General features: G+C 64.5%; 25 protein-coding genes. 5 read left to right on the forward strand and 20 right to left on the reverse strand.

Going from position 1 to position 22,723, the window contains the following annotated elements; translation table 11 throughout:
- Positions 1–5 precede the first annotated feature (5 nt).
- From JQ553_RS03480 to JQ553_RS34275, 9 genes are all read right to left on the reverse strand, one after another.
- The gene (locus JQ553_RS03480) at positions 6–1,400 is read right to left on the reverse strand and encodes a BatD family protein (RefSeq protein ID WP_212498468.1); all 1,395 of its coding nucleotides are present in this window, start codon (positions 1,398–1,400) and stop codon (positions 6–8) included.
- Positions 1,397–2,926, reverse strand: coding sequence for a VWA domain-containing protein (locus JQ553_RS03485; RefSeq protein ID WP_212498469.1), 1,530 nt, complete (start codon positions 2,924–2,926; stop codon positions 1,397–1,399). The genes JQ553_RS03480 and JQ553_RS03485 overlap by 4 nt, the downstream gene beginning before the upstream one ends.
- The gene (locus JQ553_RS03490) at positions 2,919–3,917 is read right to left on the reverse strand and encodes a VWA domain-containing protein (protein ID WP_212498470.1); all 999 of its coding nucleotides are present in this window, start codon (positions 3,915–3,917) and stop codon (positions 2,919–2,921) included. The genes JQ553_RS03485 and JQ553_RS03490 overlap by 8 nt, the downstream gene beginning before the upstream one ends.
- A complete protein-coding gene (locus JQ553_RS03495; protein WP_212498471.1) occupies positions 3,910–4,368 on the reverse strand; it encodes a DUF4381 domain-containing protein in 459 nt (152 codons plus the stop codon). The genes JQ553_RS03490 and JQ553_RS03495 overlap by 8 nt, the downstream gene beginning before the upstream one ends.
- Positions 4,369–4,393: 25 nt before the next feature.
- Positions 4,394–5,380 carry a DUF58 domain-containing protein gene (locus JQ553_RS03500; protein WP_212498472.1) on the reverse strand — a complete coding sequence of 329 codons (987 nt, stop codon included), beginning with the start codon at positions 5,378–5,380 and terminating at the stop codon, positions 4,394–4,396.
- Positions 5,381–5,387: 7 nt separating this feature from the next.
- Positions 5,388–6,422: a MoxR family ATPase gene (locus JQ553_RS03505; protein WP_249143901.1), complete on the reverse strand. Its 1,035-nt coding sequence runs from the start codon at positions 6,420–6,422 to the stop codon at positions 5,388–5,390.
- Between the two features lie 63 nt (positions 6,423–6,485).
- A complete protein-coding gene (locus tag JQ553_RS03510) occupies positions 6,486–8,126 on the reverse strand; it encodes an arylsulfatase (RefSeq protein WP_249143902.1) in 1,641 nt (546 codons plus the stop codon).
- Complete coding sequence (locus JQ553_RS03515) at positions 8,119–9,141, reverse strand: formylglycine-generating enzyme family protein (protein ID WP_249143903.1); 1,023 nt, start codon at positions 9,139–9,141, stop codon at positions 8,119–8,121. Before JQ553_RS03515 ends, JQ553_RS03510 begins: the two co-directional genes overlap by 8 nt.
- 20 nt (positions 9,142–9,161) lie before the next feature.
- Positions 9,162–9,644 carry a hypothetical protein gene (locus JQ553_RS34275; protein ID WP_249143904.1) on the reverse strand — a complete coding sequence of 161 codons (483 nt, stop codon included), beginning with the start codon at positions 9,642–9,644 and terminating at the stop codon, positions 9,162–9,164.
- Between the two features lie 455 nt (positions 9,645–10,099).
- On the opposite strand from JQ553_RS34275, the gene JQ553_RS03525 reads away from it, so the two are divergent.
- Complete coding sequence (locus tag JQ553_RS03525; protein ID WP_212498473.1) at positions 10,100–11,053, forward strand: helix-turn-helix domain-containing protein; 954 nt, start codon at positions 10,100–10,102, stop codon at positions 11,051–11,053.
- Between the two features lie 432 nt (positions 11,054–11,485).
- A complete protein-coding gene (locus JQ553_RS03530) occupies positions 11,486–12,658 on the forward strand; it encodes a helix-turn-helix transcriptional regulator (protein WP_212498474.1) in 1,173 nt (390 codons plus the stop codon).
- Positions 12,659–12,663: 5 nt separating this feature from the next.
- On the opposite strand, the gene JQ553_RS03535 is transcribed toward JQ553_RS03530, so the two are convergent.
- A complete protein-coding gene (locus JQ553_RS03535; RefSeq protein ID WP_249143905.1) occupies positions 12,664–13,929 on the reverse strand; it encodes a serine hydrolase in 1,266 nt (421 codons plus the stop codon).
- Between the two features lie 183 nt (positions 13,930–14,112).
- Between JQ553_RS03535 and JQ553_RS03540 the strand changes: the two genes are divergently transcribed.
- The 3 genes from JQ553_RS03540 to JQ553_RS03550 are packed head-to-tail and all read left to right on the forward strand — an operon-like array spanning position 14,113 to position 15,590.
- The gene (locus tag JQ553_RS03540) at positions 14,113–14,415 is read left to right on the forward strand and encodes a hypothetical protein (RefSeq protein ID WP_212498475.1); all 303 of its coding nucleotides are present in this window, start codon (positions 14,113–14,115) and stop codon (positions 14,413–14,415) included.
- A gap of 13 nt (positions 14,416–14,428) precedes the next feature.
- Complete coding sequence (locus JQ553_RS03545; protein WP_212498476.1) at positions 14,429–15,070, forward strand: glutathione S-transferase family protein; 642 nt, start codon at positions 14,429–14,431, stop codon at positions 15,068–15,070.
- Positions 15,071–15,077: 7 nt separating this feature from the next.
- Positions 15,078–15,590 (forward strand): DUF1697 domain-containing protein, encoded by a 513-nt coding sequence (locus JQ553_RS03550; RefSeq protein WP_212498477.1) that lies wholly within the window; start codon positions 15,078–15,080, stop codon positions 15,588–15,590.
- A gap of 40 nt (positions 15,591–15,630) precedes the next feature.
- Here the strand turns inward: JQ553_RS03550 and JQ553_RS03555 are convergent, their stop codons facing one another.
- The 10 genes from JQ553_RS03555 to JQ553_RS03600 all read right to left on the reverse strand — a co-directional run bounded on the left by JQ553_RS03555 (position 15,631) and on the right by JQ553_RS03600 (position 22,644).
- The gene (locus JQ553_RS03555) at positions 15,631–16,860 is read right to left on the reverse strand and encodes a threonine ammonia-lyase (protein WP_212498478.1); all 1,230 of its coding nucleotides are present in this window, start codon (positions 16,858–16,860) and stop codon (positions 15,631–15,633) included.
- Positions 16,861–17,270: 410 nt separating this feature from the next.
- Entirely contained in the window at positions 17,271–18,011 is a 741-nt protein-coding gene (locus JQ553_RS03560; RefSeq protein ID WP_212498479.1) for a di-trans,poly-cis-decaprenylcistransferase, read from the reverse strand.
- 29 nt (positions 18,012–18,040) lie between these two features.
- Entirely contained in the window at positions 18,041–18,424 is a 384-nt protein-coding gene (locus JQ553_RS03565; RefSeq protein WP_212498480.1) for a transcriptional regulator, read from the reverse strand.
- The gene (locus JQ553_RS03570) at positions 18,408–19,025 is read right to left on the reverse strand and encodes a hypothetical protein (protein ID WP_212498481.1); all 618 of its coding nucleotides are present in this window, start codon (positions 19,023–19,025) and stop codon (positions 18,408–18,410) included. Before JQ553_RS03570 ends, JQ553_RS03565 begins: the two co-directional genes overlap by 17 nt.
- 119 nt (positions 19,026–19,144) lie before the next feature.
- Positions 19,145–19,501, reverse strand: a complete 357-nt coding sequence (locus JQ553_RS03575) for a DUF1428 domain-containing protein (RefSeq protein WP_212498482.1) — start codon at positions 19,499–19,501, stop codon at positions 19,145–19,147.
- 127 nt (positions 19,502–19,628) lie between these two features.
- On the reverse strand, positions 19,629–20,366 hold the full coding sequence (locus JQ553_RS03580; RefSeq protein ID WP_212498483.1) for a thioredoxin family protein: 738 nt from the start codon (positions 20,364–20,366) through the stop codon (positions 19,629–19,631).
- 21 nt (positions 20,367–20,387) lie between these two features.
- Positions 20,388–20,732, reverse strand: coding sequence for an SRPBCC domain-containing protein (locus tag JQ553_RS03585; protein ID WP_312015082.1), 345 nt, complete (start codon positions 20,730–20,732; stop codon positions 20,388–20,390).
- Positions 20,732–21,187, reverse strand: coding sequence for a metalloregulator ArsR/SmtB family transcription factor (locus JQ553_RS03590; RefSeq protein ID WP_212498484.1), 456 nt, complete (start codon positions 21,185–21,187; stop codon positions 20,732–20,734). The genes JQ553_RS03585 and JQ553_RS03590 overlap by 1 nt, the downstream gene beginning before the upstream one ends.
- Before the next feature lie 144 nt (positions 21,188–21,331).
- Complete coding sequence (locus JQ553_RS03595) at positions 21,332–21,589, reverse strand: DUF3551 domain-containing protein (protein ID WP_212498485.1); 258 nt, start codon at positions 21,587–21,589, stop codon at positions 21,332–21,334.
- Positions 21,590–21,672: 83 nt separating this feature from the next.
- Positions 21,673–22,644: a tripartite tricarboxylate transporter substrate binding protein gene (locus JQ553_RS03600; RefSeq protein ID WP_212498486.1), complete on the reverse strand. Its 972-nt coding sequence runs from the start codon at positions 22,642–22,644 to the stop codon at positions 21,673–21,675.
- Between the last annotated feature and the right edge of the window lie 79 nt (positions 22,645–22,723).

Consider the following 22,723-nt stretch of genomic DNA (forward strand, 5'->3'; position numbering starts at 1 on the left):
TTCGCTCATCTGGCTGGCCTTCTGCCGCTGTAGGACGCGGCAGTCGAAAGCCCGACCGGATTCAGGTTTTTGGGTAAGCTCTTGTCTTCGCGGCGTCTCGCGCGATGTCGCAAGCCGCGCCGGGCGGCGGTCACGTGGCGCAGCAATTGGTGCGGTGACCATCGCTGCGAATCGCGCTGGCTTGCGAACAGCTCGTTCTCGATGGCGCCGATCTCACGGTCCAGCGCGGGATCGCCTGCAGCAGTCTTGAGTGCACCGATCGTGTTCAGAGGCGGGACTGCTTCAGCATGCGGCAGCCAGTCAAGCAGTGCGAAATAGGCAGCTCTTGCGTCGCGATGACGTATCGCATGGCGAAATCTGCTGAAGGCATAAGCCTCGGATTGTAGATAGGCCTGGCTCCGGCGGCGATAATAGTCCGCAAACCGCTGCACAACGCCGGGCCCGAACCAGCCGAGTGCGGTAATGCCGACCGCTCCGAGCAACGCAATCAGCCAATGGTCGGCAACGAGTTCGACGAGACCTCCCCACGTCCAACCCCGCATGGTCTGACCGGCGGGCACCGTGCTGCCCGCCGCCGGGTTGGGCGCGACCATCAGTGGCACGGCATCGAGATGGACCCGCTCGATCTTGCCGCTGCCGACATTCCACCAGCCGATGTCGATCGCGGGCAACGAATAGTCGCCGACACGCTCCAGCATATAGGTCGCGGAATCGACGCGGCTCGAGGTCATGACGTCGGTCCGCCCCTCGACCTTGTCCTCAAGGACCGGTTGCGCAGGGTAGAGTCTCAAGCCCTCGATGGACGTGAATGTCTGCGGAGGCAGCAACATCGCGGGTGCGCCCTCCGCCTTGATCGTCACGGTGCGCGTGACTGCATCCCCCGCCTTGAGCTGATCCGACGAACGCTTGATCACCTGCTCGACGGTCAGCTTGTCTGCCGACACGAACGGCCGAAGCGCAGCCGCGGCATCGGGAATGAAGGCCTCGAAGGAAACGCGCGGCAGCGCAACGGCCTCCTCGCGCGTGGCCGGGGGCTCCGCGGCATATTTGATGGTGACCCTCTGATCCCCGATCGCGTAGCTACCCGGCTCCTGCGGATAGATGGCGTATTCAAAGCGCACGCCGGCGTAGGACACGCCATCCCGTTGCTCGTTGGTGTTGACGCTCTGCAACTGCCGTGTCACGGCGTTGCGGACCTGAAAGCCCGGCAGTTCCGGCGGCGACGTCATGTAGTTCGGCGCCAGCACGTCGATTTGCAACGTCGTCGCCTGCCCGACAACGACGCGCGGCGGATCGAGCGTCACGTGCACGATCGGCTCCGGAGCGGCTTGCTGTGCTCGCATTTCGCACGGCGTCAGTACGCCGAGCAGCAGTGTGACGATGGCGAGCGGACGTCTCATGGCCGCTCTCCCGCCCCTGCCGGCGCGGTCGCCGCCTGGATTGCAAATTTCTGCTTGAGGAAATCGGCCGGCGTGGTCTGGACCTGGCGCATCCAGGCCTCGGCGGCGCCGGCCGTGGTCATGTCGTCGGGCGTCACCTGGATCTTCTTGCCGCCCTTTTGGTTCGGATCGACACGCATCTCGTCGGCCTTCTCGTCCGGCGGCGCGCTGTCGTCCTGCTCCTGCTTGCGGCGCTTCGCTTCCCGCGCATCCAGCGCTGCCTGCACGATTGCGCGATTGGTCTTGGCAGCAACGTTGCCCGGCTGCGCCTTCAGCACCTCGTCATAGGCCGCGATCGCCTTCTCAAAGGCGTGGTTCTGGGCCTGCGCGTTGCCAAGCGCGAACTTTCCTTCGATCGAGTTGACGCGGGAGAATTCCTGCGCGGCGGTGAGGAAGTCGAAGGCGCGATAGGCGGCGATGCCGTGCCACATCGGATCGGCGAAGCGCTTTGCCGCGGTGGCGTAGTCGCCGCGGTCGAAGGCGATGCGTCCCTGCTGATCCGGTGTGAGCCACAGATCGGCAAAGCGGAAGGACTCCTCAGCCCTGGCGGGCGAGGGCTGTGAGAGGAGAGCGAACGCGACGACCCACGCCACGGTGGTCCCGCGGCGGAACCAGAGCAGGCTGAGCAGCGCCATCGGCAGCAGCAGCCAATAGCCTTCGTCACGCCATTGCATGCCGAATCTATCGCCCTGAGCGGACTGGTACCGGGTCTCGATCCGCCGCTCGAGCGCGCCAATGTCTGAGGCATCGGCGCTGACGCGCACGACGTCCGAACCCAGGGCGAGCCCTTCGCCCGTGCGCGACGACGTGACGCTCAGCATCACCAGGCCGTTGCGCCCGGCTAGCTGGCGCACCGCCGGTTGCCCGGCGCCGGGATCGTCGGCAACGATGAGGATCGTGCCAGGCACGGTTTCGGCCGCAAGCGAACTCGCCGCGAGTGCGACGGCGGACGTCGCGTTCTTTCCGTCAGCGGGCATCAGGCCGGGTTCGAGCGCCGCTAGGAACGGCTCCATCACGGCGCGGTCGTCGGTCAGCGGCATCACCAGATGCGCGGACCCGGCATAGGCGACCAACCCGGTCCGTGCACCCGAGCGCACGGCGAGGAGATCCCTGATCTTCTGCTTGGCGCGCTCGAGCCTGCTCGGCGCGACGTCGGTCTCGCCCATCGACGCGTTAAGCGCCAGCGCGATCATCAGCGGCGCCTTGTCCTCGACAAAGGGCGGCAATTCTCGCCGCCAGGTCGGGCCCGACAGCGCGACAATGCCGAGCAACAGACCGAAGGCGACGAGATAGAGCGGGCTGACGCCGCGTCCCGCGCCGGGCTGCACGATGAGATGCCGAAGCAGATGCGGCGCGATCACGCCGCCCCATTGCAGCTGCGGACTTTGCCGCCAGCGCACCAGCGCGAACACGGCCGCCACCGGAATGAGCGCCAGCAGCCACAGCGGCCGCAGCAGATGAAACGGGATGGCGGCGACATCATGCATGATGTTGCGCCTCCCGCCGCCCTCGTTCGCTTTCCAGCGACAGGCCGAGCCACAGCAGCAGCGCCAGGATCACCGCCGCGCCGAGCGGCCACTGGAACAGCGGTAACTTCGGCCGCCACGACAGCGTGTCGAGTTTCGCCGGCGCGAGACGGTCGATATCGGCATAGATCGCCTGCAACTGTGCGCCGTCCTCGGCGCGGAAGAAGCGGCCGCCCGTAGTCTGTGCAACCGATCGCAGCGCGCCGAGATCGACGCGGTTCTCTCCGGAGGCGGCGGGATCGCCGACGCCGATCGTATAGACGACAACTCCATTCTGGCGCGCGATATCGGCTGCATGCTCGGGCGGTACGCGGCTCGCAGTGTCGTTGCCGTCGGTGAGCAGGATCAGAAGCTTCTGCTGCGCCTTGCTCGCATCAAACGTCCTGATCGCCAGGCCGATCGTGTCGCCGATCGCGGTCTGCTGGCCGGCCATGCCGACCTCGGTCTGCGCCAGCAGCGCGGTCGCGGTTTGCAGATCCTGGGTGAACGGGACCTGCACATAGGCCTTGGTGCCGAACAGGATCAGTGCGACGCGATCGCCTTGCCGCCGCGCAATGAAATCCGCAACCACGCGCTTGACACCGTCGAGCCGCGTCAGCACCGCACCGTCGGCCGCGCGGAAATCGCGCTGCTGCATCGAGCCGGAGATATCGATCGCAAGGATCAGATCGCGCGCGGAGACCTCGCGCGTGACGGGATCGCCGACCCATTGCGGCTGTGCCAGCGCCACCACGAGCAGCGCCCAGATCACGACGGCGGCGACCATCTGGACGCGGCGCCGTTGCAGCACGACAGCGCCACGCTGCGGCGTCTGTCCGGTCGCCGCGGCGAGGCGGTCGAAGAACGGAACCTTCACTGAGGCCTGCCGCGCGCGATAGGGCGGCAACAGCCACCACACCAGGATCGGCAGCGGCAGCAACGCGAGCATCCAGGGCCAGGCGAGCTCAAACATGGTGCCCCCTGATCCAGCGGCGGATGAGTTGCTCAAGGGGCCGCAGTTCATCGGCATCGAGCGCGGCCCGCCGATAGGGCGCGTTCGCCAGAACCCTTCCCACACCTTCCGAGAATTCGTGACCGCCATAGCTGCGATCGAGAAACGAAAGCCAGCCTGCGCCCGCGAGCGGCGCCACTGTTTCGCGCGGAAAGGCCTCGAGCGCCGTGCGCCGCACCAGCAAAGAGAGCTGCGCCGCCCGCTGATCCGACGCGATGCCGGGCGTCCGCTCGATCCGATCCAGTTCCGCAAGCGCTGCGCGCCGGTAGCGGTTGGCGCGAAAGCGACGCACGCCATGCCAGATCGCGAACGCGGCGCCCACGACGAGCAACACGAGCGCGATCCGCGACGCCCATGTCTCGGGAAGCAGGCTGACCGGCCGCGGCAGTGGGATATCGATCAGGCCCGCCACCGGATCATTCGGGATTGGTCGGGTCTCAGCCAAGGGCGGCCTCCGCCTGGGTGTGACCGCCACCGCGCCCATGCTGCGCGGGCAAGCGTCCGAGCAGGCGGCGGAGCTGCGGCGCCGTTTCCTCTGCTGCGCTCAGCGGCAGCACGGGAATGCCGAGCTCATGCGTCCATGCGAACACGCCCTGCAACCGTTCCTGCGAGGCCTGCGCGATGCGCTTGCGGACGCTTTCGCGACCGACTTCGAGTTGGATCTGCAGCTCGCCGTCGGTGACGGTCATGCGGCTCGAGGCCGGCAGATCGCTTTGCAGGGGGTCGTGAACCAGCACCGCGATCACGTTATTGTGCCGGTCGATGGCCTCGACCATAAGGCGCGTCGCGGCGTCGGCTCCGTCGAAATCGCTGATTACGATCACGGTGGCATCGTGGAGCGCGCGGCGCCGCGCGCGCTCCAGCGCGGCGTTGAGCATGGCGGGTGCCGCGGCCGTGCCATGGCCGACGCCGAGCGCCTGGTTTTGCGTGGCTACCGCGGACAGGATCTGCAGCACCGTCGCGCGGCTGCGGCGCGGGGCGATCTCGACGATATCGCTGTCGTTGAACACGATCGCGCCGACACGATCGCCGGCGCCGAGCACACGCCAGGCGCCGATCGCGGCGGCCTCCGCCGCTGTGACCGATTTCATCGCGCGGCGGCTGCCGAAGAACATCGACAGCCTTTGATCCACCACCAGCAGTGCCTGCCGGTCGCGCTCCTCGTTGAAGACACGGACATGCGGCTTCTGCAGCCGCGCGGTCACCTTCCAATCGATCGAACGGACGTCATCGCCTGCGCGATAGTCGCGGATCTCCTCGAAATTCAGGCCGCGGCCGCGCATCCGCGAGGCGAACCGGCCGGACAGCAGGCTGTGCACGGGCTGTCGCGGCAGGAACGACACCTTGCGGCCGCGAAATTCGAGCGCGATCAGATCATCAAGACCGACATAGACACCGGGTGTTCTGGCTGATGTCTCGGTCATGGTGACCTCACGCCGGCGCGACCAGTTCGGTAATCTGATCGATCACCTTGTCAGGCGTCACGCCTTGCGACACCGCTTCATAGGAGAGGATCAGCCTGTGCCGCAGGCAGTCATGCATGACGGCGCGCACGTGGTCGGGCGTGACGAAGTCGTGCCCGTCGAGCCAGGCGCGCACGCGCGCGCAGCGATCGATGGCGAGGCTGCCGCGCGGGCTGGCGCCAACCTGGATCCATTTGCCCAGGGGATCGCCGTAGCGGCCCGGAAAGCGGGTCGCATAGATCACATCGACGATATATTTCTGCGCGAGATCGGACACGAAGATACCGTCGATCTCGCCGCGCGCGTCGAGGATCGCCTGCTGCGGCACCGGCGGCGGTTCGGCGGCATGGTCCTGCGGCTTTTGCGCATTCTCAGCGCGATTGAGCTTGATGATCTCGCCTTCGGTCGCCTCGTCAGGATAGGTGATCACGACATGCATCAGGAAGCGGTCGAGCTGCGCTTCCGGCAGCGGATAGGTGCCCTCCTGCTCGATCGGATTCTCGGTCGCGAGCACCATGAAGAGGTCGGGCATCTTGTAGGTCTTGCCGGCGACGGTGACCTGACGCTCTTCCATCGCCTCGAGCAGCGCCGATTGCACCTTGGCCGGCGCGCGGTTGATCTCGTCCGCCAGCACGAGGTTGGCGAAGATCGGCCCCTTCTGAAACTGGAACTGGCCGCCCTTCTCGGTCTGCAGGTAGATTTCCGCGCCGGTGACGTCGGAGGGCAGCAGGTCCGGCGTGAACTGCACGCGCGATAAATCCGCGGCGAGGTTCTTCGCCAGCGTCTTTACCGCGCGGGTCTTGGCGAGGCCCGGCAGGCTCTCGATCAGGAGATTGCCGTTGGCGAGCAGCCCGATCAGCATGCTCTCGACCAGATGATCCTGGCCGAGCACCGACTTGCCGATGCGTGCCTTCAGGTCCTGCACAGCCTCGCGCGCCGATGAACTCTTTGGGCTTTCCTGCTCCGTCGCGGCTTTCAACTGGCTCGGTCGAGGATCGGACATCAGTGTGCACCGGAAGAATATTCCCGGCCGCCAGGATCGGCGGCCGGGCCGCGTGCGTCCTCGCTATTTCGTGGCCGTCTTGTCGAGCGTCTTCATCAGCGCGTCGACCATCTGGTCGATGCTGAAGCTCGCGGAGCGCTGGCTCGGCGGATAGTCCTTGAAGGTCTGCAGGAACGGAGCCACGCGCCACACGCCGTATTGAATCAGGTAGGCGTTCTTGGCCATCCAGTCATAATACTGATCGGAGACCACGTCGGCGCGTTCAAACGGATCCATTCGCAGGTTGAAGATCTTCGGCGCGCGCAAGCAGGTGAACGGGTTGGCCCACACTTCGAAGCCGCCGGGCTTGCGCTGCTCGCAGAACACGATCTTGAAGTCGTTATAGCGATAGGCGACGACCTCGCCGTCGTCGTTGAAGTAATAGAACTCGTTGCGTGCAGATTTTGGCTGCTGACCGGTCAAATATGGCAACTGGTTATAGCCGTCGAGATGCACCTTGAACGACTTGCCGCCGAGATCAGTGCCTTTAAGCAGGCGTTCCTTGACATCGGTGTCGCCGGCCGCGGCGAGCAGCGTCGGGAACCAGTCGAGCCCGGAGACAATCTCGTTGGAGACTTCGCCGGCCTTGATGCGGCCGGGCCAGCGGATCATCGCCGGCACGCGGAACGCGCCTTCCCAGTTGGTGTCCTTTTCGCTGCGGAACGGGGTCGTCGCAGCATCGGGCCAGGACCACTGGTTGGGCCCGTTGTCGGTCGTGTAGACGACGATCGTGTTGTTGGCGATACCGAGGTCGTCCAGCGCCTTCAGGAGCTTACCGACGTCGCCGTCGTGCTCGATCATGCCGTCGGCATATTCGTTGCCGGGCATGCCGCTCTGGCCCTGCATGGATGGGCGGACGTGGGTGAACGCGTGCATGCGGGTGGTGTTCATCCAGGTGAAGAACGGCTTGTTCGCGCGCGCTTGCCGCTGGATGAAATCGACCGTGGCGGCCGTGGTTTCATCGTCGACGGTTTCCATGCGCTTCCGATTGAGCGGCCCTGTATCCTCGATCTTGCCGTCCGCTGATGCCTTGAGCACGCCGCGCGGCGTGTTGCTCTTGGTGAATGCGGCGTCGTTCTTGGGGTAGTACGGCCGTTCCGGCTCTTCCTCGGCATTGAGGTGATAGAGATTGCCGAAGAATTCATCGAAACCGTGCTTGGTCGGCAGATATTCATCGCGGTCGCCAAGGTGGTTCTTGCCGAACTGGCCCGTGGCATAGCCGAGCGGCTTCAGCGCTTGGGCAATCGTGACGTCGCGATCCTGAAGGCCGACGGCAGCACCGGGGATACCGACCTTGCAGAGGCCGGTGCGCAGGCAGACTTGTCCCGTAATGAACGTGGATCGGCCGGCCGTGCAGCTGTTCTCAGCGTAATAGTCCGTGAACATCATGCCTTCATTCGCGATGCGGTCGATGTTCGGCGTCTTGTAACCCACCACCCCGCGCGTATAGGCGCTGATGTTGGATTGGCCGACATCGTCACCGAAGATGACGAGAATGTTCGGCTTTGCCGTGCTCGGCTGCTGCGCGAGCACGGGCGAGCGGGCCAATGGTGACAGGCTTGTCGCAACCAATGCGGCCGCGAACAGAGTGCGAAGCAGCGGACGGGGGCCGCCGTCGGACGGATTGGTCGTGGCGCTATTCGTTGGTCTGACGTCATCACTCATTCGACACTCCCTGCTCTTCAGAAGGTTTTAGTGTTGGCTGAGAACCGGGAGTCCGCAGCACGCAGCGGAATCCGACATGGCTGGTCGACGTGTCGACTGGTTCGGCGTGCCGCGCCGCGGGGCGATAACGACGACAATAATTGGGAGCGCAGAGGTGCGAACCGCCCTTCAGGACCTTGCGCGGGATCTTGATATTGGGCTGCGCCGGGTCGTAGCTCGCGGTCTCCGGACCGCCGCGCGGATTCTCGGGAATGCAGCAGGATTTTGTGGTGTCGGCTTCATGACGGGCGGACCACCAGTCGGAAGTCCACTCCCAGACATTGCCGATCATGTCGTAGACGCCATACCCGTTCGGGGGGAAGGCGGTCACTGGCGAGGTGCGGTCAAAGCCGTCTTCGCAGAGATTCTGGATCGGAAAGTTGCCCTGCCAGGTGTTGGCCATGTGTGCGCCACCCGGGGTCAGCGCGTTGCCCCAGGCATACTCCTCCGCCTCAAGGCCGCCGCGCGCGGCGAATTCCCATTCGGCTTCGGTCGGCAGATCCTTTCCGGCCCATTTTGCGTAGGCGAGCGCATCGGCGTAAGCGACGTGCACGACCGGGTGGCTGCCGAGCACATTGATGTTGCTGCGTGGGCCATAGGGGTGACGCCAATCGGCGCCTTTCATGAAACTCCACCATTGGCCCCAGTCGCGCAGCGAATGCACACGCTTCGGCGGCTGGAACACCAGCGAGCCGGCATAAAGCATATGCGGCAGCGCGCCCGGATATTGCGCCGGGTCCGGCGGCGTTTCGGCCACTGTGACGTGACCGGTCTCACGCACGAATTTCCGAAACTGGGTGTTGGTGACCGGGGTGCGGTCGATCCAGAAGCCGTCGACCGTCGCCCGGTGCGCCGGTGCCTCCTCGGCGTAATGATGGTCCGAGCCCATGCGGAAGGTACCGCCGGAGATCCAGACCATATCCACGGTCCGGACGTCCAGCGACGATTCAGCGCATTCGGTGACGGTCCGAGACATGACGGCGCATCCCCCGCGCGTTATTGGGGGCAGTAGTCCCAGAAACCCTGCGTCCTGGACGGATCGGTGTAGAACCAGCACATGCCGGCCGCGGGCGCCGCGCCCGCCCATGCGGCCGCGCTGGCCGCGGTCACAAAGCCGACCGCCGCGCCGGCCGCGATCGCACCACCGACCGGCCAGCGATACCAGCCGGGACGGGCCCAGCCGGCTCGCACGCCTGGCCGTCCCACGGGACCGCGCACCACGGTGCGACTGCGGTAACCAACCGCATTACCGCGCGGACCGACCGCCACACCGCCGCGGCGGGCCACCGCACGCACGTCGATAATGTCGCTATTTTGGTGATCGATGATCGCCCGGCTTCCGAACGAAGCGGCAGCACCCATGTTGAGGGCAGAGGCAGGTTTTGATGTCACGGCGATCCCGGCCAAGCCGATGATCGCGAAACCGATGAGTTTGAAGGCGTTTGTAGAATTAGCCTGGCGACCGAGCGTCGTTTTCAATGATCGTTGCATGATTGTGCCCTTCCCAGATTTTTTCATTGCTGCCGGCCCAAGCAGCTTGATTAGGTCAGCCCTTCTCTCCTTTTCTGTGCACGCTTACGTGCGCAGCCTCCCTCACGACGCGTAATCATTGGACGCTGTCACGGCCCAACTACTTCTACGGGTTGAACGATAGATCAACTCATTCCGTCTGTGACGTGCAGTTTGTGCCAGCCCGCGCGACGGCGCTTCGAGGCTTGACGGAAGATGGCCTCAGTCGATCAACCCGTTGATGCCGCGCAGGTTACCTTATCTAAAAACTAAGGAAACTTCGAATTCTCGCCATCATCAACACCATCCTGCCATTCGAATCGGCAGAGTGTTCCAAGTTGTCGCGGGCAGGAAAATTTTCGCTGACTCCGGGTCCCTGGCTCAAATAGGATAATCATGGTCGCGGTTCAGTTGCAGGTTTGCGGATGGGTGGCCCCCTCACAGTCAGCATCGGCGAACTAGACGGATTTGAAGGACTGCATCAGGCCGTCAAAGGCTCGCATGTCGATGTGATGCAGCTTGGCCGCGGCAAGCTGCGCGGCACGCTGTCCCATGTCGGGATCGGCGATTTCTCGCTCAGCATCGGCGCTTTTAACCTCGGCGTACGCACCCAGCGCATCTCCACTGACGATAAGCTGATCATCGGGATGCTCCTGAGCGCCGAGGATCGCGTCACGCACTGGGCATTCGACATGCGGCCCGCCGACGTGCTGGTGATCCCGCCGGAGGTCGAGCATGACGGCGTGTTCCAGGGGGCCTCGTCCTATGCAGCGATCCGCTTTGACCTCAGCGAGTTGCCCGCCGTGTTCGGCGGCGAACCGCGTCTGGCGGACCCTGAAGCCTGGCGGGAGAAGAACTATTATCGCGCCGACGCGACGATCGGCATGCTGGCGGCACGGAAGCTGCCGCAGATGGTGTCGCATCTCGCGCGGGTGAAGGGCGCGCTTTCGGACGGTGCCGCGGACTTCTGGAAGCGGGCAATCGTCGACTGCGTCACCGCAAACATCATCACATCGCTGCCGCCGGACGAGTCGGGTTATCTGCCGTCAGCGATGAAACTCGTCCGCGACGTCGAGGACTATCTTGAAGCCGCGGGCGCGCGGCCCGTGCATGTGTCCGAGATCTGTTCGGAATTTCGCTTGTCGCGGCGCAGCCTGCACCGCGCGTTCCACGAGGTGTTCGGGATGGGTCCGGTCACCTTCCTGCGGCACAAGCGGCTGTGCGCGATCTACGCAACCCTGAGGGAAAGCGCGCCGGGTGAGACCACGGTCACGGAAGTCGCGATGCAGCAAGGCTTCATCGAGCTTGGACGCTTCGCGCACTACTACCGTGCGGTGTTTGGCGAATACCCATCGCAGACTCTCGGCCTTCAGGCGTAACCCTCCAATTCGTCCAAGCGCCATCATGATCGCTGGCGGAACGCTACAGCGCTTCCCTGTGCGGCAGCAAGATGAGTGTGACGGCCATCACGCCAGTCTCGAGCTTTCCGAGCAACTAGCCTTGCGGGTGGAATGCCTGGCAACGTTCGTATGCCAGGGAGCTCACGTGACCCTTGCCCAGTGAACATGTACCGCAGCGTTCCTGTCGCTCGATCGCATAATCAAGAGCAGAACAGATGCGAAGCTGGCATGCACGGTGCCAGAGCGAATGGCCCGAGCTGCGCGACGTTGAAGCCGAGGATTCCCATCGGCTCCGCATCCGCGCTTCTCACCGGAGTCTCACGGACTCCCGCGATCGCCTGAACTGGCGTAGCGGAATGAATCCGCACCCGGCGGGTTATTATACAGGCCGCGAAGTGTCGGGGGCAGCCGATGAAAAATGACCTGCACGAGCACCTGATCGACCTGCTTTATGAAGCTGCTGTTATGCCGGAGCTGTGGCCGAACGCCCTGCACGGCGTCGGCGGCATTGCCGGAGCGCGCGGTACCGCGCTGCTGACCGCGGACCCGCATGACATGCGCTGGGTCGCCTCGCCCGACATCTACGACGACATGGTGGCCTACGTCGAAGGCCGTTGGTATGAGCGCAACGAACGGCTGCCGCGACTGCTCGCGGCCAACCATGCCGGCTTTCTGCGCGACATCGACGTATTCGACACGCCAGAGGATGTGCAGCAGGACTACCAGATACGAGAATTTTTTCGCCCGCGTGGGCTTGGATGGGGAGCCGGCACCGCGATACCCGCGCCGGGCGGCGACATCCTGGTCTACAGCGTCGAGCGCGACTATCATCGCGGCCCGATCGAGCAGTCGGCCGTGGAGCAACTCGATGCGCTGCGCCCGCATCTTGCGCGTGCGGCGCTACTTTCGGCGCGGCTCGGCATCGAGCGCGCAAGGGCCGCAACCGAGTCGCTGGCGCAGCTCGCGCTTCCCGCGGCCGTGCTCAAGCGCGGGGGCCAGGTGATGGCAGCCAATGCGCGGTTCGAGCGCCTGATCCCCGATGTGATGCAGGATCGCGCGGAGCGCCTCGCGCTGGCATCCGCCACGGCGGACGGAGCGTTCGCGCAGGCGCTGTCCGCGCTTCGTAATGGCCCTGCGAGCGTCGACGTGCCAGCGATTGCGATCGCGGCCGAGGACGACCATCCGCCGATGATCGTGCATGTGGTACCGATACGAGGGGTGGCACATGACCTCTTCGTTCAGGCATCGGCGCTCGTGATCGTGACGCCAGTCGTGCCGTCGGAGATGCCGACGACAGAGGTGCTCCAGGGGCTGTTCGACCTGACGCCGGCGGAAGCTCGCGTCGCGCGCTGCATCGGTGAGGGACGGACAGTCGAGGCCATCGCCGGCGCGTTCGGCGTCTCCCGCGAAACCATCCGCAATCAGCTCAAGGCGGTGCTGGCGAAGACCGGCTTGCGGCGGCAAGCGGAATTGGCCGCACTGCTCGCCGGAACCAAGGTGCCGAGTCCTGCGGCGGAGCAGGATCGGGTGGCAAACGGGCGTGACCCCGGGCGCCCGACCGTCGGCAGCGGCGACCGGGGGTAGAGCGCCTACGCCGCGTTGTGCGCCCGATAGATCGCGCGCTCGAAGGCACGATAGGCCACAAGCGCGCGCGCATCCGCGAAAGGCAGGATCTGCATCATGATTACGCCAGCAACGCCAGAGGCCAAGTCGATCCAATAATAGGTGTTGTAGAGACCGGCCCAGGTCAGGCTGCCGGCCTTGCGGCCGCCGCGCATGGGATCGAGGTTGATCATGTGGCCGAGGCCCCAGCGCAGCCGCGTGCCCGGGAAGAAATCGACATCGTTCGAGAGCGCCGGATTGGTCGTCTTCATCACGCCCGCGTCAAGATCGCCGATCTGGTTCACCGCCATGAGCGCCACCGTCTCGGGCAGCAGGATCGATTTGCCGCGGATGCTGCCGCCGTTGAGCAGTGCCCGCAGCAAGTTGAGATAATCCGGCGCCGTCGAATAAATCCCGCCGCCTCCCGAGAATGTCCTTGTCGCCGTGTGCTTCTCCAGCGGCTGCAGCACCAGCGTGCCGTCGCTCTGGCGGACATGCAAGCGGGCCTCGCGAGCGCGCTGCTTCTCGGTGATCGTAAACCCGGTGTCGTTCATGCCGAGCGGCTGCAGGATGCGATCGTGGAAATAGCGGTCGAGCGTCTGCCCGCTTGCAATCTCGACCAGCCGGCCGACGCGGTCGAGACTGCCGCCATAAGCCCAGCGGCTGTCGGGATCGAACATCAGCACGCTCCGCGGCAGTGCCGGATCGGATCGCGCCGCCCGCAGATAGCGGACAGCGTCGACATCCCACAGCGGATAGCTGAAGCCCGATGTGTGTGACAGCAGGTTGCGCAACGTGACTGGCGTTCGCGCGGGGCGCAGTTGCGGCACGCCCTTGTCGTCAAAACCGGTTAGAACCCGCGGCGCGGCCAGTGCCGGATCGATGTCGGCGGCCGGTTCATCCAACCTGAGCTTGCCCTGCTCGACGAGTTGTAGCGCCGCGACCGAGGTCAGCAGCTTGACCATCGAGGCGACGCGAAACACGGTGTCGACGGACATTTTCGCCGCCGCGCCCTTGGCGCGCGCACCGAATGCGCCCTCATAGACCGTCGCCTGCGCGCTCGCCGCCATGGCGACGATGCCGGGTATCTCACCTGCATCGACCCCGGCCCGCAAGATCGAGTCGATGTCGCGGCTCTGAGGCAAATTGTGGAGCGGAGCTGCAACGGCGCGGTGCGCATTGGCCATCACGCCTGCGGCAGCCACCGCCGCCGTGCGCACGACCAGATCGCGCCGACTGAACCGCCCCGTCATGAGCAAGTCGCTCCCTGCAGGCCTGCCCGGGTTATGCCGGAGCACGTTGCCGGAGGCAACCGCGACAATGACCACCAACGAACGATCGCATGTTCAAACCGGACGGGTTGCGCTACTGATAGCTTCCCTCCGAAATCCGTGCACTGCCTCCGCGCGCACATTGCACTCGATGAGTACACCTGAATGGCCGAAGCCGATCTCGACGCCGTCATCCGGCAGACCGCAAAAGCGCAAACCAAATCCCTGATGGCGGCCGCCAAGAAGCGTCGGGCCGTATGGGTGGCGCGGGCCGCCAAGGCCAAGGACAGGGAGGCCAAGGCGCGCTTCCGCTTCATGGCGAAGAGCACCCTGTTGAATGCCACCGCGGCCGCCAGGCGGCTGCAGAATTCGGCCGAGAACGCCGCCGATGCCTATGGTCGCGCGATGAAGAAAGCGATGGAAGAGCCTCCGGCGAAGCGGCCCTCGAAGAAAAAGGAAGATGCCTGACGGAGGATCGCCCATGCTCACCGTCCATCACCTCGGCAAATCGCAATCCGAGCGAATCGTCTGGCTGTGCGAGGAGCTCGCCATTCCCTACGAGCTGAAGCGCTACACGCGCGATCCCGCGACCATGCTGGCCCCGCCCGATTACAAGGCGCTGCATCCGATGTGCACCGCGCCCGTGATCACCGACACCGGGATCGCGTTGGCGGAATCCGGTGCCATCGTCGAATACGTCATCGCGAAATACGGCAATGGGAGGCTTGCTCTGACGCCGGATCATCCGGACTTCGCGCAATTCCTCCACTGGTTTCATTTCGCCAACGGCACGCTGCAGGCGCAGATGGGCCGCAACATGATCCTCAACCGGCTGAACCTCGCCGCCGACAATCCGATGCTGGCGGCCACCCGGGCCCGGGTCGATCGCGCCTTCGACCTTGTCGATGCGCGCGTCCGCGACGCCCGATACCTCGCAGGCGATGAATTCACCTCGGCCGACATCATGATCGGCTTCTCGCTCACAACCATGCGCTATTTCCTGCCCTACGACCTCGGCCGCTGCCCCAACGTCAGGGCCTATATCGGCCGTATCGCCGAGCGCCCTGCCTACCGGCGCGCGATGGCGAAGGGCGATCCCGGCATGGCGCTGCTCTTGACGTGAGACCCGCATGCCACGCTACGTCGCGCTGCTGCGTGCGGTGAATGTCGGCGGAACCGGCAAGCTGCCGATGACCGAGCTCGAGGCGATGTGCATCGACGAGGGCTTTGGCGAGGTGCAGACTTATATCGCCAGCGGCAACGTCGTGTTCTCCTCCAGACTTGGAGCGGCGAAGGTGAAGGCGGCGCTGGAGAAGCGGCTGCGCGCCTATGCCGGCAAGCCCGTCGGCGTGGTGATCCGCTCCGCCAACGAGATCGCCGCCGTGCTCGAGGCCAATCCGTTCCCCAAGGAGCCGCCGAACCATACGGTTGCGATCTTCCTCGACGAAGCACCGCCCAACGATGCGCTTGATGACATCAAGGGCCGGCAGGACGAGCAGATCCGGCTCGGCAAGCGCGAGATCTACGTCGCCTATGGCAGCGGCATGGGTCGCTCGAAGCTGAGGATCCCGGCGGCCGCCAAGGGGACCGCACGCAACATCAACACGATCGCGAAGCTTGCAGCACTTGCGGCCGGTGATTAGAGCATGATCCGGAAAGGTGTGTAGCGGTTTCCGGTCGAGCTTAACTGCCCCTCACCGCAAATCCGGCCGCCCCAAGCTTGGCCAGCACGTCATCCAGATGCGCGCGATCGCGGGTCTCGATCACGAGTTCCAGCAGGGTGGCCTTGGCCGGCAGGTCCGAGAACGTGCGCTGGTGCGAGACCTCGATGATGTTGGCACCGGCGGAAGCGAGCAGATTGGAAACCGCGGCGAGCTGGCCGGGCCGGTCGACGATGTCGAGCGCGAGTTGCGTTAGCCTGCCCTCGCGCGCGAGCTCCCGGGTCAGGACCGAGGCGATTAGCCGCGTGTCGATGTTGCCGCCGGTCAGCACAAGGCCGACATTGCGGCCGGCGAAGCGCTCCGGCGCCGCCAGCATCGCGGCGAGCCCGGCTGCGCCGGCGCCTTCGACCACGGTCTTCTCGATCGAGATCAGCATTGCCACAGCGCGCTCGATCTGGTCTTCGCTCACGAGCAGGATATCGTCCACGAGTTCGCGAACGATCTTCGTCGTGATGACGCCCGGAGCCTTGACCGCGATGCCCTCGGCAAGCGTATCACCGCGCATTGGCAAATGCTCGCCGCGGATCGCGTTGTACATCGACGGATAGAGTTTCGCTTCGACGCCGACGACGCGCAGTGCCGGATTCAGCGCTTTCGCGGCCGTCGCAATGCCCGAGATCAGCCCGCCACCACCGATCGGCACCACGATGATATCGAGCTCCGGCACGGCCGAGAGCATTTCGAGCCCGATCGTGCCTTGACCCGCGATGATCAGGGGATCGTCATAGGGATGGACCTCGATCAGGCCATGCTTCCCGGCATGCGCTTTGACGAAGTCGGCCGCCTCTTCCAATGTCTGTCCTGTTATGATGACCTCCGCGCCGTGGCGCCTGGTATTCTCGATCTTCACCATGGGCGTGCCGATCGGCATCACGATCGTGGCGGGAATGCCGAGGCGCATGGCGTGATAGGCCACGCCCAGGGCGTGATTGCCCGCCGACATCGCGATGACGCCGTGCCGGCGCTCGTCCGGCGACAGCGCCTCCAGGCGGTTCAGCGCTCCGCGCTCCTTGAAGGTCGCGGTGAATTGCAGGTTTTCGAACTTCAGGAACAGGCGGCAGCCGCAGATCTCGCCAAGCGTGCGGCTCTCGTTGCACGGCGTCACCCTGACAGAGTCACGAATGGTCGCGGCCGCCGCGTGGATGTCGGCGAGCGTCACGGCGGCGTGGACGGGACCGGGGGCCTGCGGCATCTGATAGCTTCGCTCTGTTTCGGGAAGCGAAGCGTATCGGGTTTTGCTGGCGAAAACGACCGCGCTATCGCGCAGGGAGAGCCTCTCCCGGCATTTTGACCGGCTCGGCAAGCTCAACCTCGTCGCATTTCAGACATACTAGCGCTGTGCGGAAATGCCGGTCGAGCACAATTGTTCGCGTCCCGCCGCATTGGCAGCGCATCGGCTTGTCCATGGGAGATCGGCCCCGGCTTGAGAGATGGGAAGCGTCCGCTTGGCTAACGCAGGCCCGTTAAGCTAATGTGACTTTCCGGGGACAAAACGTCGCGTCGCTACAGCGTGTTCGAACGAGGTGGACTCTGGTTTCGAAGAAAGCGCGTCAAAACAAGAATCTGGAGCTTCGGTTCCAATCCCATCAGAACCGACAGTTGTTAGAAGTTCGCGACTTTTTCCGGCGTGATCGCCGTCAGCCCGCCGAAACGGCGCTCGCGGCGATGGAAGGAGGCGAGCGCGTCCGCGAGATCGTGGGCATCGAATTCGGGCCACATCCGCTCGGTAAAATGCAGCTCGGCATAGGCGCCTTCCCAGAGCAGGAAATCTGAAAGCCGCTTCTCGCCGGAGGTGCGGATGATGAGATCGACGTCGCGCAGATTGGCCTCTCCGGTGACGAGGTCGGCGAACTGCTCGCGGGTGAGCGGGGCAAGACCTGCCGCACGCGACGCGGCTTCGAGGATCGCATCGCGCGCCGAATAGTCGACCGCGATCCGTAAGTGGAGCGTGGTGCCGCGTGCGGTCGCGGCTTCGGCGCGCGCGATAGCATCGGCGATGCCTCCGGGCAGGCGGTCACGCCGGCCAATCACGGTGAGGCGCACGCCGTTGCGCACCAACGCCTCAATCTCGCTGGCGAGATAGAACCGCAGCAGCGTCATCAACGCGGCCACCTCGGTCTTCGGCCGCCGCCAATTGTCGCTCGAGAAGGCATAGAGCGTCAGCGTGCCGACGCCCTGCTCCGGCGCCGCCTCGACCACGCGGCGGATCGCCTCCACGCCCGCCTCATGGCCGCGCAACCGCGACAGGCCGCGCCGTGTCGCCCAGCGGCCGTTGCCATCCATGATGATGCCGACATGCAGCCGCGCGGCAGCCACCGGCTCGAGCGAGACGTTACTTTGCATCACAAAGGCTCCGGGCAAAAATGCATGGGTCAGACAGGCAGGATGCCAAGGCGACTGGCCGAGCGCTGGTCCTTGCCAGCGGCCTTTGCCGCGTCGCGCACCAGTTGCTCGAGCACGGCGAGATAGTCGAGGAAGCGACGGCGGCCCGTCCTGGTCAGACGGCAAGTGGTGTGGGGGCGGTTGCCTTCATACCCCTTGATAACGTCGACGAGCCCGGCCTCCTGCAGTACCTGCAGATGGCGGCTGAGATTGCCGTCGGTGAGCCCGCAAAGCTGCTTGAGATCCGCGAAGGCCAACCCCTTCGGGTGCGTCATCAGTGAAGTGAGCAGGCCGAGCCGTGCTTTCTCATGGATCACGCGGTCAAGGCCGTCATAGGCGAATGGCGCGCTGGTCGCGTCAATGCTCGGCATCATTGTCTCCGGAAGCGAAATAAAGCAGTGCGGCGAGCAGGAGCTGGCCGATTGCAAAGGGCAGGCCCATGGTCCATGGCGACAGTGCATGGGTCTGGCTTGCGATCAGCAGCACGATGAAGCCCGAGAGGAAATACCAGGCGCCGCCAAGCGCGATCGTGCGCGGCAGCAGGCGCACCGAGGCGAACACGCCGAGGCTCACCAGCACCTGCCACAGGCCCGGCAACATCCACAGGGTTTCCGGCGCGAATTTCCATTGCAGGATTGCAAGCAGCACGCCAGCAACGGCCGCGGGAAGGAACTGCTCGATCGCCTGCTGGACCATCGCATCGGCAAGGCCGGAGTGATGGCGCCGCGAGCGCGCCTGCATCTCGATCCAGATCAGCACCGCGGAAACCAGGGCCGCCGCAGCCCATCCGGCGAGGAAGGCGATCGGGTGGCCGGTCGGATTGTCGAGCCACAGATATTGAGCGACCGCGGTGAGGAGTGCGATGCCGCTGGTGACGGCGACCGTAGCGGGGCCGTAGCCGCGAAACGCGGTGCCGGCCGCGATCTGGCTGCGGATCGCGAGGATATCGGCCAACGCCTTATCGAGGTCGCGCATCGGGCTCCCGAACTTTGCATTGCAAAGTATACGGGACTGCCTGGTAATTGCAAGAGGCCTACCGCCCCGGAGTAGACGGCAGGCTGCCGGTTATCAGGGTCGATGGCCGTGCGCGCGGCTCACACCTTCACCAGATCCGTGAAGCCACCGTAAATCATCCGCTTGGGATCGAACGGCATCGACTTGGTGTTCATCGAGGTGAGCCTTTTGTCCGCCATCACCTTGGTGTTGATCCTGTTGCGCTGGGCGCGAGATTTGTACGTGATCCAGGCGAACACGACCGTTTCGCCGGACTTCAGCTTTACACTCTGCGGGAATGAGGTCGACTTGCCCGGCCTGACGTCATCGGCGACCCATTCGCGATAATCCAGCGCACCATATTCACGCCAGACCTTGCCGGCCTTCTTCGACATCCGCGCATAGGTTTTGAGATTCTTCTTCGGCACGGCGACGATGAAGCCATCGACATAAGGCATCGGGGTCCCCTCGTTGTCATTGCATCGTCATTGCGAGCGAAGCGAGCAACCTGTCCTTCCGTATGTAGAGGGATCGAGACTGATTTGTCGCTTGCGTTCTCGCAATGACCGCGGCCGACGCTGCGCGTCAACTATGGCAACAGGATGCCTGAACCGGCGTTGGCTGGTACTGGTCACGTAGCCGCACCCAATCCATCGGATAGGGCAAGTTCTCCTCGTGGCGGCCGAGCGGCGTCAGGTCGAGATAATGGTAGGCCGCGTTCATCATGTCGAGGCCGCGCGAATAGGTAGAATAGGTGTGGAAGACGTCGCCTTCCTCGTCGCGATGGAACACGCTGATGCCGGGCAGCTCCTCGCCGTAGAGCGGCGAGGTTCCGTAGTTGTATTTCGCAGCGCCGGAATCGATCTGCTCGCGCGTGAACGAAACGCCGTAGTCGAAGTTGAAATCGTTGCCCTCCGAGGAGACCCAGTCGAAGGTCCAGCCCATCCGTCGCTTGAATGCCTCGAGCTTTGCGAGTGGCGCCCGCGAGATCGCGACCATCGTTGTGTCGCGGGCCTCAAGATGCGGGATCATGCGCTCGAAGCCGTCGGCCCAGAACGAGCAGCTCTTGCACGCCGCGTCCCATTCGGGCGCGAACATCACGTGCTGCACCACGAGTTGCGGCCTGCCCTTGAACAGCCCGGCGAGCATGACCCTGCCGTCTGGTCCGTCGAAAACATAGTCCTTGGTGACCCTCACCCAAGGAAGCTCGCGGCGCTCCTGGCTGAGCGCTTCGCGAGCTTTCGTAAGCTCCTTCTCACGGGCCATGTGGGCCGTGCGGGCTGCAATCCATTCCTCGCGCGAGACGATCTTGTGCGGTTGCATGCGAGACTCCTCTGCTGCCGTTCAGGCGACGAAACTCTCCAGATTGGTCAGGAACTCGGTCCAGCCGCGCTTGTGGTTGTCGCGAGCGCCCTCGTCGGCGAATTGCGCGTGATGGAAGGTGAGTAGGGTGCCGCCGGCCTCGGGCCTGATTGACACGGTCACCAGCGACTCACGCTCCGGTGTCGAATGCCAGGCCCAACTGAACACCAGCCGCTCGTTCGGCACCACCTCGCGATAGACGCCCCCGACCTCGTGATATTCGCCATCGGGACCCGTAAAGCTGATGCGATAGCGCCCGCCGACGCGCACGTCGAGCTCGGCGCGAGCCGTGCCTGATATCGCCCGCCCCGGCCTGAACCACTGCACTAGATTTTCCGGGTCGGTCCACGCGGCGTAGACTTTTTCCGGGTGCGCGCGGAGACGGCGCGTGAGGGTGAGGCTTGGGCGCGCAGCGAGGTCGGCGTCGGCTGTGACTGCGGATCTGTCGGCCATGGGTCTTCCTCCACAAAGGCGGCAAGGCGATCGAGGTTCTCGGACCAGAAGCGCGCGTAGCGATTGAGCCAGTTCATCGCCTGCTCCATCGGCCGGGCCGTGAGGCGGCACGCCACGGTGCGGCCGGTCTTTTGACGCGCGATCAGGCCGGCATCCGAGAGCACGTCGAGATGCTTCACGATCGCGGGCAACGACATCGCAAACGGCTGGGCCAGCTCGCTTACCGACAGGCTTTCCTTCTGACCAAGCCGCGCCAGCAGGGCCCGGCGGGTCGGATCGGAAAGCGCCGCGAAGGTGCGGTCCAACGTCTCGTCCTGATACTTAACCATATGGTTTAGTATAGGAGGCGCGACGATCAGCGTCAAGCTCCATGCTTCACGATCGCGTCAACTCGCGACGAGCGGATCGGCACTGATGCAAAACGCAAAGCCCCGCCTTACGGCGGGGCCCGGCATCGATCGCCTTTCTAAGCGCTAGTACGAATAGCGGCCGCGGCGCGGTTCCGTCGGACCGAAAGCAAAGCGCGGATTGATGCCGCAATAAAGGTTGCGGCCGGACACGCTGGCCTGACATTGCTGATAGGTCTGGTAGGAACATTCGCCCGGATAGCCGTAGCTCTTCCCCTGGGCGCACCAAGGATAATCATAGGCTGCCGCCGCAGGCGCGGTGCTCGCCATCATCGTCGCGCCGGCCGCAGCCAAGGCCAATGCCGCCAACATCAGATTGCGCATGATCGTTCTCCTTCTGAACCTTGGTCGCGGCGGCGCGCGACCAGGTTCAGAACGCGAATGTGGCGGAAAGGTTTGAACGCAGCCTATTCTACCTTCAGTCCGGCGAACTCGACGACCTTCCTCCACTTGTCGGTCTCGGCCTTGATGTCGTTGCCAAAGGCTTGCGGCGTCTGGATCAGCGGCTCGCCGCCGAGCTCGACCAGGCGCTTCTTCATCTCCGGCTCGGCGAGAACGGCGTTGATCTCGCCGTTAAGCTTGGTGATGATCTCCTTCGGCGTGTTCTTCGGCGCACCCATGCCGAACAGCGCGCTCGCCTCATAGCCTTTCACGGTCTCGGCGATCGCCTGCACGTCCGGCAATTGCGCAGAGCGCTCCGCCGTCGTGACGCCTAGCGCGCGCAGCGCGCCGCTGCGGATGTGCTGGATGATCGAGGGCATGTTGTCGAAGATCACCTGCACCTGGCCGCCGAGCATGTCGGTGATCGCGGGCGCGGCGCCGCGATAGGGCACGTGCTGCATCTTGCAGCCGGTCATCGCCATGAACATTTCGCCGGAGAGATGCACCGAGGTACCGTTGCCGGAGGAGGCCATGTTCACCTTGCCGGGGTTAACCTTCACATATTCGATGAACTCGGCGACGTTCTTGGCCGGCACATCCTTGTTGACCGTCATCACGTTCGGCACGCGATTGAAAGAGGCGACCGGCGCAATATCGGTCACGAAGTTGAATTTCAAATTCGCGTAAAGCGAGCTGTTGATGTAGTTGGCCGGATTGACCAGCAGCACCGTGTAACCGTCGGGCTCGGCGTTGATGGCGGCTTCCGTGGCGATATTGTTGCCGGCGCCTGGCTTGTTCTCGATCACGAATTGCTGGCCGAGCCTTTCCGACAGCCGCTGACCGATCAGTCGGGCGAGGATGTCGGTGGCGCCGCCGGGCGGATAGCCGACGATCCAGCGCACGGGCCGCGCCGGATAATCGGCCGCAGACGCGCGGCCGATCGCAAATGTCGAAATTCCCGACCCGATCAGGCCCAGCGCGGTGCGACGTGAGATCATGTAGTTCCTCCCGATAAGGCAGGTTTGGCCCCTGCCCCGTTTCTGTTGAATTGCGTGCGCCGGCGTTTTAACAAACAAA

The organism is Bradyrhizobium lablabi, assembly GCF_018131005.1.
GTDB lineage: Bacteria > Pseudomonadota > Alphaproteobacteria > Rhizobiales > Xanthobacteraceae > Bradyrhizobium > Bradyrhizobium lablabi_D.